The sequence below is a fragment of the Paenibacillus dendritiformis genome (genome assembly GCF_015845845.1).
Lineage (GTDB): Bacteria > Bacillota > Bacilli > Paenibacillales > Paenibacillaceae > Paenibacillus_B > Paenibacillus_B dendritiformis_C.
Genome location: NZ_LDIG01000231.1, coordinates 1 through 8770 on the forward strand (window position 1 = coordinate 1; position 8770 = coordinate 8770).

The window sequence follows — 8770 nt, forward strand, 5'->3', positions numbered from 1 at the left end:
CAGCAGAAACGTTTCTCAAATTCTTGAACAAAGTACTTGAAGCATACCCTTCAGGAACCATTACCATGATTCTGGATAATGCCAGAATCCATCACGCCAAGCTACTCGAGCCGTTTCTGAAAGAAAACAAGCGACTGACCTTTGTCTTTCTTCCGCCGTACAGTCCGCAACTGAATATTGTGGAAGGACTCTGGAAGTGGCTCAAAGCGGATGTCGTGAATAACGTCTTCTACCACACTGTAGCTGAGATACGGAAGAATGTCTGCTCTTTCATGAATGCTGTGATGAAAGAACCTCAAGCAATCATCGACCGTCTCTGTGTGCGGATGGAGTCTGATATAGTAGTGGATATTCTTTAGTTCAACTTATATAGTATTCCATGGCGCAACGCAAATCCATTCATTACGTAATGTATACTATCATGTTCTCTTGGTCCCGCGGCCACGTTCCTATCCGGTTCGTTCGACCTACAGGGCGCGCCGCTCACCCCCAAGATCGCTCCGTTCATCGTATAAATAAGGCGGCCGCATCCATTCCGTTATAAGATGAATGCGTCACATCGGGAGCAAATATGGCCAATGGCAACACGCCGGTCCTCGTGACCCTGATTCATATGTAAATGCAGTATAGATACTTATAGGGAGAGATGATATTTTGAAACCCCAGATGACAAAATGGACCAGAAGTTCCGTACAGCTATTCGCGGCATCCGTGATTTCTCTAAGCGCCCTGTTCTCTTGGGCACCTGCCGCACATGGAGAAGCCAACCCGGCTGCGGCCGCATCGACGGCCGCCGTCAAGGGCACCGCATCGACCGAATTCAGACAGCAATGGGAGGATTGGCTCCGCACGAATGCCTATGCGCTGGATACGATACAACCTGCCGCGACGAAGGATGGCCAGGCTGCCGAAGGCAGCTTCTCCGACCTGGATATGCTGAAACCTCTGCTGCTCGACAAGCGCATCGTCTATCTGGGCGAGAGTTCGCACGGAGTCGCTGAGTTCAACTCGGTCAAGACGCGGTTGATTCAATTTCTCCATCAGGAATTGGGCTTCAACGTCGTCGCCTTCGAAACTCCGCTGGGCAATGCGGCAGCCGCCTTCGGCAACGTGAAGACGAAGACGCCGGAAGAGATGCTGAAGACCTCCATTTTCCCGCAATGGCACACAAAGGAGACGCTGCCGCTGTTCCAATATATGAAGGAAACCCAAGCTACGGAGCAGCCGCTGAAGCTGGCCGGCTTCGATATGCAGCCGATGGGGCCGATTCTGGCCGGGGATTGGATGAAGGATAAGGATCTAAGCACCCGGTATACGGAAGCCGAGCGCTCGTTGTGGGAGTGGATGAGCTCGGAAGATCTGGCAGCCTTCGCGAAAGAAAAGCCTAATTTGTTGAAATTATACCAGGATATGAAGGCGAAGGTGGCCGAGCAGGAGAAGACCTTGGCGAAGCTGTACCCAGACAACCCGCATCTGATTGCGATGATGAACCGGATGCTCGATGATCGCATCCGCCTGGTCGCCGAGTACATTGAGCTTAGTATCAAAGCGAATGTGACGGCCCAGGAAGGCGACTATTCCGGCATGATGAAGATGATGGAATGGCGCGACCAGGCGATGGCCGACAATCTGGTCTGGATGGCGACGGAAATCTATCCGACGGAAAAGATTATCGTCTGGGGCCATAACACGCATATCAGCAAGGCGACTTCGCGGATGGAGCAATCGTTCATGCCGGTACAAGGGCGCTTCATGGGCGAGTTGATGCAGAACACGATGTTCGGGCCGTACAGCTACACGATCGGCCTGTATATGGGAAGCGGAACGAGCGCGGACAATCTGGGAGAGACCTTCGAGGTGCAGCCGCTTCCGGCCAATTCGATCGAATCGTTGATGAAGTCCGCGAACCGTCCTTATACGTTCGTCGATCTGCGCTATGCGGAGAAGAGCCCAGGCAGCTCCTGGATGAGCGAGCCGCGTTCCGCCCTCTACTTCGGCATGCTGCCGGAAGTCTTCGTGCCGCGGGAGCAGTATGACGGCATCTTGTATATTGATCAGGTAAAAGCACCGGCATTTCTCAAATAATGGCCTTATCCATGGAATGGGAAGATAGATTACTTATGGAATTCAGGAGGATATGACCTTGACTATGACGATATCGAATTGGACACGCAACGGAGCCGCTGTGCTCCTCGCCTCCGTGATTGCCTTCGGCACGCTGCTCTCCTTCGGAGCGACGGCGCACGGGCAAGCCGCAGGGGGAGGCACGCCAGGAGAGGGCCAGGCGGGAGCGCAGGCCTCAGCCGGCACGGCGGCGGCCCCGGATCGGGCCCGTACAAGCACGGAGGCCCGTCAGGATTGGAAGCAGTGGATGAAGGAGCACGCCATCGCGCTCGATTCCATCCAGCCGGAGGCAGCCCCGCAGGCCCGGATTCCTGCCGAACGCTTCGCCGATCTGGACGCGCTGAAGCCGCTGCTGGAAGACAAGCGCATCGTCTACCTGGGCGAGAGCTCCCATGGCGCGGCGGAATACAATTCGGCCAAGACTCGGCTGATTCAATATTTGCATCAGGAGCTGGGCTTCAACGTCGTCGCCTTCGAGACGAATCTCGGCAATGCCGCCTCCGCGTACGGCCATATTCGCACCCGGGAGCCGGTCGCGACGATGAAGGATTCGATCTTCCGCGTCTGGCAAGCTCAGGAAACCGTCCCGCTTTTCCAATATATCAAGGATACGCAAAACACGAAGACGCCGCTGGCGCTGGCGGGCTTCGATATGCAGCCGCAGGGAGCGCTGTTCACGGGCGAGTGGATGGGCGATGCCAAGCTGGCCAAGCAATTCCGGGAAGCGGAACAAGAGCTGGATGAGTGGGAAATGACTGAAGATCTGGAAGGTTACCGCAAGGCGAAGCCGAAGCTGCTGAAGGTGTACCAGCAGGTGCGGGCGCTGCTGCCGAAGCGCGCCGAGGAGCTGCAGCGGCAGTATCCGGACAATCCGCATATCGTCAAGCTGATGGAGCGGGCCCTGGACAACCGGATTCAAGTCGTCGAGGAGTATATGGAGATTTCGATTAATTCCTCCGCGTTCCTGAACGGGAAGTCGATGGACTACATGTCGGTGATCAAATCCTCGGAATACCGCGATCGGATGATGGCCGACAACCTGAGCTGGCTTGCCGCCCATGTCTATCCGAACGAGAAGATTATCGTCTGGGCCCATAACGGCCATATTGCCAAAGCGTACTCGCAAGAGATGAATTCGCTGCCGCGCGTCCATATGGGCGAATGGATGCAGAAGACCGAATTCAAGGATCAAAGCTACGTAATCGGCCTGTATATGGGCGGCGGCCGCAATGCGCATGTCGCCGGAGGCGCTTCCGACGTGCTTCCTCCAATGCCGCATTCGGTCGAGGAAGTGATGAAAGGGGCAGGGCATCCGTTCGCCTTTGTCGACCTGCGCTATGCGAAGCGCGTGCCGGGCAATTCGTGGATGACGCAGCCGAACATCTCCTACTATGACGGCGTCATGCCGGTCAGCAGCATTCCGGCGGAGCAGTTCGACGGCATTCTGTTCATCGATCAAGTAAGCGAGCCGGATTATTTGAAGTAATCCGCGATCAGCACAAGGCTGCGCCGCTCAAGCAGGCATTCTGCTTGGGTGGGCAGCCTTGTTTCCTTGATATTTACAGGTTGGTAAGGGTAGAGCCGCAGTATTCGCAAGCGACGCTTGATTGGGCCGGGACGGTGTTCTGGGCGCCGCAGCCCGGACAGATCATCCTCCGCGGAGGCGAAGGCGGAGACTGGGCGCTTGCCGTCTCCTTGGCTGCAGAAGTGGTATAGCTATAGGCCGACCGCTTCGGGATGGGCTCCCGGCTGTACTTTTTCCATTCTTGATCGGTATTCCTGCCCGCTTGCGATGGGCTTTCCTTCCCTTTCCCGCTGAATCCGTTCGGCACCGATTGGGTTTGATCCTCCTTGCGGTTCAGCCTCGTGCCCGCCCAGTACATAAGGGTGCCCGGCAGGCAGAACAGGAAGAAAAAGATGAGCAGAATTTCCAATTCATTTTCCTGTTTTGATAAGGCAAGAACTAGCACAACCAACCCGAAAAATATAAGGAATATCAAACCGATAACCCGCAGCACATTGCCAAAACGGAACCATCGTTTCAGGAACATCCATGGACGATGCGCCGCTGGTATGGCTTTCAGTTCTTCCCACTTCATCCACCGAACTGGAGCCTCCTTTTCGGCTGACTTGATGACTCTGTTACCGGCGCGTATCATGGACAACCCGGGCAACAAGTACAGGACACCAGCTAGGAGTAACACTTGAGAGTAGGGTGGTGGAGTCGGACTCTGGAACAATTGTCCATAGACCATAAGAACAAATATGGCAATCGAAATCCCTCCCGCAATGCGTAATCCCCGACTTTTGCCCCGTATACTCTTGTCGTCATATCTACCGCGAAGGATACCCAACGCAATTCCCGTAGGCGGACAGATAAAAAACATAAAGGCAACCCCGGCCGCGCTGAGCCACAGGCTTCGTCTTTCCCTGGACATGGCGCCCCCCCTCCTACTTCATCACCGTCATGCGCTCGTTGCGGAGCCGCAGGAGCTTCGCAATATCCAGCATCAGTTGACGCAGCTCGTCAGAAGAATGCAGCGTCGGTCGTTCGCGTACGAACGATCGCACCCCGCTGTCCAGCTGCCTCACCTTCTCCATCAGTTCGGCTTCTTCCAATACCAGGGCCGGATGCGAGATCGGATCGCTATATTTCAACTGCTCCTCCAGACTGTACAGCAATTCCCGCAGCGTGTCGCGGTCCGCATGCTGGCAGCTTTCCAGCTCCATTCGCGCCCCATTCAGAATGATATAGAGCTGCTTCATCGACTGGATGCGAATCTGCTCGTCCGCTTCCCGGCTGCGAATAAATATTTTGGCCATGCCAAGAACCAAGCCGACGATCAGCATCGCTGCCAAGGTCAATATGTGAATGAATAAATAGATTTTGAACGGAATTTCGAAAATAAGCCAAAATAGCACGATATGCAACAGAACGGCGGCATCATAAATGGTGATGACCGCTGCCAGCGACATATAGGCCGGGACGGACGCCTTGAATTCGTGGCCGCTCTCTATCATTTGGAACACAAATCCGTAGCTGATGACCTCCGCCAGCACGAGGGCGCCTAACGACAGCCACCAAGAGGCGTCGCGCGTATCGGTCTCACTGAACGAGAAGAACAGCGAGAGCGTAACGATAAGGATGATAGCGAAAATCGTCGTCGTAATCCCTTTGTATGAGGTAAGCTGTCTCATCCGTCATCCCCCTATGTCAGCTTATTGCCGCATTCTGCGCAAAATTTCTGTCCCGGCTGCACTTCGTGGCCGCATTGGCCGCAGGTGAGCGCGAGCTCCTGGCCGCAATGCGGGCAGAACTTGACCCCGGGCTGCACATTCTCCCCGCAATGGCGGCAAGGAACCGGCATATCTTGCCCGCACTTCGCGCATTGGGCTTGCCCAGGCTGATTGTCTGCCCCGCAGTGAGGGCACGGATTGTACGGGTCGCCGCAATGCGGACAGAACTTGGACCGCCGGGACATCGAACGATTGCAGGCGCTGCACCGGACTTCTTCCGGGGGAGCGGCTTCGCCGGAGGCGGCAAATGCCGTGCAGAAGGCGGCGTCGTCCGGATTGCGGCGATCACACTTTGGGCATGTTTTCTGCCGGGCCGGCACGGCCTGCAGGTCGTCAGCCAGCCGCGTCATCGTGCCGCCGATGGCGCCGCCGACGCCATAGCCCATGCTGAGGCCAATCCCCGCGCCCATCAGATCCGAATGGGTGCCGCCCTCGTTCTTCGCGGCATGCTCGAGCGTATCGAAGGTGCGCTCCTGCTGATACGTGAACCCGATAATATCCATCTCCGCCCGCTTCGTGAGCGCTTCCCGCAGACGCTGCGTGGCCGGATCGTCCTCCGGCGTATTGACGGAATCGACCGTGAAGTTCAACAGCCGGATGCCATATTCCTCGAAGACGGGCGCTACGCGCTCATGGATATGCTTGGAAATGTCTGATATGTATGCGTTAATTTCCAGAATGCTGATTTTCCGGTGAACAAAATAAGACGAAATCAATTCATGAATATTCATCATCAGCACGCCGCGGAAATATTCGCTTAACGCGTCCCGACTGAACACAGGCATCGTGCCGACGAGCTTCCCCAGGAACTTGCGGGCGTCATCGATCTGAATGCCGAATTGGCCGTAGGAGCGCACCAGCACGAACATCTGATATTTCGGATCCTGGAGCTGGAGCGGCGCCCCATTTGATATTGAGAGAATGAAGCTTGTTGACGAACCATACCTCCGCCGTGAACGGCGACTTGCCGCCGAACGGCAAATTCACGATATTATTGATAAGCGGGATATTTGCTGTACTTAACGTATGCCGGCCGGCGGTGAACCGATCCATCGCCTGTCCGCCTTTATAGAGAATCACTTCCTGCGATTCATTGACGATAAGCTGCGTCCACGTCCCCAGCTCCTGATTCGGATGCTTCCACGCGAATACATCCGGCGGACCGTCATATTTGATCACATCAATGAGTGCCATGTACCTTCTCCCCCCGCTGAATCTATCTGTCCATTCTATCGGTTATATGTATAGAGGCTTGCAACGAAACCTCCCAAAATACAAAAAATACAGCCACATCTCTATTATAGGAAATATTAACTAGGAAATATATCATAAATATCGTGTCGGAGCGATCATTTTGTATTCTAGCCTATGAAGCGTTAGCGCAAAAAAATACCCTCATCGGAATGAGGGCGGGACGCTCTTATAAAAATCTTCTTCTCGGAATGCGGCGTCTTCTCTCCAGCAGCACGATGGCCAGCAGATCGAACAGGACGAGCGGCAAGATGAACGGGGCAAAGGAGGTATGCACTTTGCTCGCGTGCTTCACGGAACTTACCTTGAGATAAACTCTCTTTTTATCCACCTTCACGATTTTCCCTACATAGATATTGCCATTCTTCGCTGTGATGCTCACCTGCTTGTTCAGGCAATGGACGCATTTTCTGTACATGGATACGGCAGGCATCGATTGACCTCCCTTGCGCTTTTGTCGAGGCCAGTGTATGCAGGCTGCCGGGGAAGCGTGTGGGCCGGGCTGTTGCCGTGCTCCGGCTTCGAATGACTCCATCCATGAATTTTTTCAAGACCTAGAACACTTTATCCAAATCATAAACCTCATCCGGTTCGAAATAATTTCTCGCTATTTTCAGCGTAAACCAATTTTGGCGCATAATCCAGGACGGGGTAACGTAGTAATTCTTCACTCGAATCACTTCGTCGCTCATCTCTTGATTAATGCTGAGGACTGCCTCATCGGCATTGCCGAATGTGCGAAGCTTCTTGTAAATGGGGTGTCGCTCCCTGTCCATCATTCTGTACAGCGCCCTTATCATGTTGAACGCGGCAAACAGTAAAACAGGAATCACGGTATAGAAAATCTGCTTCGCCCTTTCCTGCAAAGCGCCTGTCATATCCAGCATAAAGGGCAGTACCTGCCGCTCTCCGTCTACCAACTCATTGGCGATTCCATAGACATCTGCCGGGACGCGGAATAACGCTCCCTCCAGCATGCCATCGATTGGCTCATCAACATTGTGTCTGATTATGACAAAACGATTTTTCAACTAAGCCAAAGAATACTCGTATACTGCCTTCTCATCGCTTCGCACCATCCCCTGAAAAGCGGTCATCCATTCCACTTGCTCCGCAATCGGCTCAACTATCGTGTCGGCCTGGAAACGAACATGGAATTGATATACTTCCTCCGGATCAACGATGGACAGCAGTTGTTCTCCTTCCACCTCGAACGGACCGTTCATGTAATTATGGATGGTTCGAAAGGAGCCGCCGCACATGAGGTTAATGACAACCATCAGGATTAGATTGCTTACTAGAAAATTTCGATTGCACCGTTTTATCTGATAGTGCAGAAAAGTATCCGCCATGTTATCATCCCCTAGAAGTATTCGTATCGGTCTTCCCTTTTTCACTAAGATCAGTCAATGAGTAAGTTTCATTGCACGTGCTGCATCTGTAATAGATGCCAAGCTTGTTGGCTGACCCGACATACCCCTTGCCAAGCTCCGCACGCTGCAGCAATTCTTCACAGCTCGGACATCTTTTTTCCCTGAAAAGAAAGTAAGACAGCTCTTTGGCCGAAAATTCTATCTCATAGGAAGTCATCGTTGCGTTCTCCTTTAAGTTTTGATGCATCCGTTTTTTCATATATCGGCATAACCCCTGCATGATTTCATAAAATAAGGAAAAATATTAATTTATACGTGAGAAAGGAAGTCCCTTACTTCCGTTAGGAGCGTTCGGATCCATCACCAATTCGCTCCATTTGATGATATAATGTCTGGAAAAGCACTAGCGTTGCATCAATCTTTTTACGAAAATTTTCACCCTATAATTCTCTATATTTGTAACTTATTGAACTATATTCGTGGACAAAAATAAAGAAATCTCCTATTGTTGAGTTACCCTCAGCGTTATCCATAAAACGCCTCAACAAAGGAGATTCCTATGGATAACGTACCGAATCAAAACGTCATTTGTCAATGCCTAAAGTGGTTACATGTGAATTCCACTAGAGATGAGTCATTGGATTACCGAGCCCAAAAGTTGTTTGTCGGCGCTTCGACACTCTTGTTTGTAGAGGCACAGCTCCAGCAACGAGACTCATACAAAG

Annotated in this window: 9 protein-coding genes and 1 pseudogene; 3 read left to right on the forward strand and 7 right to left on the reverse strand. The window is 52.9% G+C overall.

All coding sequences use genetic code 11. The annotated features are described in order from the left end of the window. The 3 genes from ABD76_RS22780 to ABD76_RS22790 all read left to right on the forward strand — a co-directional run. On the forward strand, positions 1 to 359 hold a 359-nt coding region (locus ABD76_RS22780), incomplete at its 5' end, for an IS630 family transposase (RefSeq protein ID WP_197257801.1). A gap of 295 nt (positions 360 to 654) precedes the next feature. Further along, positions 655 to 2085 (forward strand): erythromycin esterase family protein, encoded by a 1431-nt coding sequence (locus ABD76_RS22785; RefSeq protein WP_197259343.1) that lies wholly within the window; start codon positions 655 to 657, stop codon positions 2083 to 2085. Between the two features lie 64 nt (positions 2086 to 2149). Next, positions 2150 to 3610 (forward strand): erythromycin esterase family protein, encoded by a 1461-nt coding sequence (locus tag ABD76_RS22790; RefSeq protein ID WP_242069746.1) that lies wholly within the window; start codon positions 2150 to 2152, stop codon positions 3608 to 3610. A gap of 73 nt (positions 3611 to 3683) precedes the next feature. Here the strand turns inward: ABD76_RS22790 and ABD76_RS22795 are convergent, their stop codons facing one another. The 7 genes and pseudogenes from ABD76_RS22795 to ABD76_RS22825 form a co-directional block, all read right to left on the reverse strand. Continuing rightward, the gene (locus ABD76_RS22795) at positions 3684 to 4058 is read right to left on the reverse strand and encodes a hypothetical protein (protein WP_197259345.1); all 375 of its coding nucleotides are present in this window, start codon (positions 4056 to 4058) and stop codon (positions 3684 to 3686) included. 1 nt (position 4059) lies between these two features. After that, the gene (locus tag ABD76_RS22800) at positions 4060 to 4227 is read right to left on the reverse strand and encodes a hypothetical protein (RefSeq protein WP_197259346.1); all 168 of its coding nucleotides are present in this window, start codon (positions 4225 to 4227) and stop codon (positions 4060 to 4062) included. Positions 4228 to 4575: 348 nt separating this feature from the next. Next, complete coding sequence (locus ABD76_RS22805) at positions 4576 to 5322, reverse strand: hypothetical protein (protein ID WP_197259347.1); 747 nt, start codon at positions 5320 to 5322, stop codon at positions 4576 to 4578. Positions 5323 to 5333: 11 nt separating this feature from the next. Further along, positions 5334 to 6615: pseudogene (locus ABD76_RS22810) on the reverse strand (SPFH domain-containing protein). 226 nt (positions 6616 to 6841) lie between these two features. Continuing rightward, positions 6842 to 7105 carry a hypothetical protein gene (locus ABD76_RS22815; protein WP_197259348.1) on the reverse strand — a complete coding sequence of 88 codons (264 nt, stop codon included), beginning with the start codon at positions 7103 to 7105 and terminating at the stop codon, positions 6842 to 6844. A 121-nt stretch (positions 7106 to 7226) separates the two neighbouring features. Beyond that, the gene (locus ABD76_RS22820; protein ID WP_197259349.1) at positions 7227 to 7703 is read right to left on the reverse strand and encodes a hypothetical protein; all 477 of its coding nucleotides are present in this window, start codon (positions 7701 to 7703) and stop codon (positions 7227 to 7229) included. Then, entirely contained in the window at positions 7704 to 8024 is a 321-nt protein-coding gene (locus ABD76_RS22825; protein ID WP_197259350.1) for a hypothetical protein, read from the reverse strand. It abuts the gene before it with no gap. Positions 8025 to 8770 lie beyond the last annotated feature (746 nt).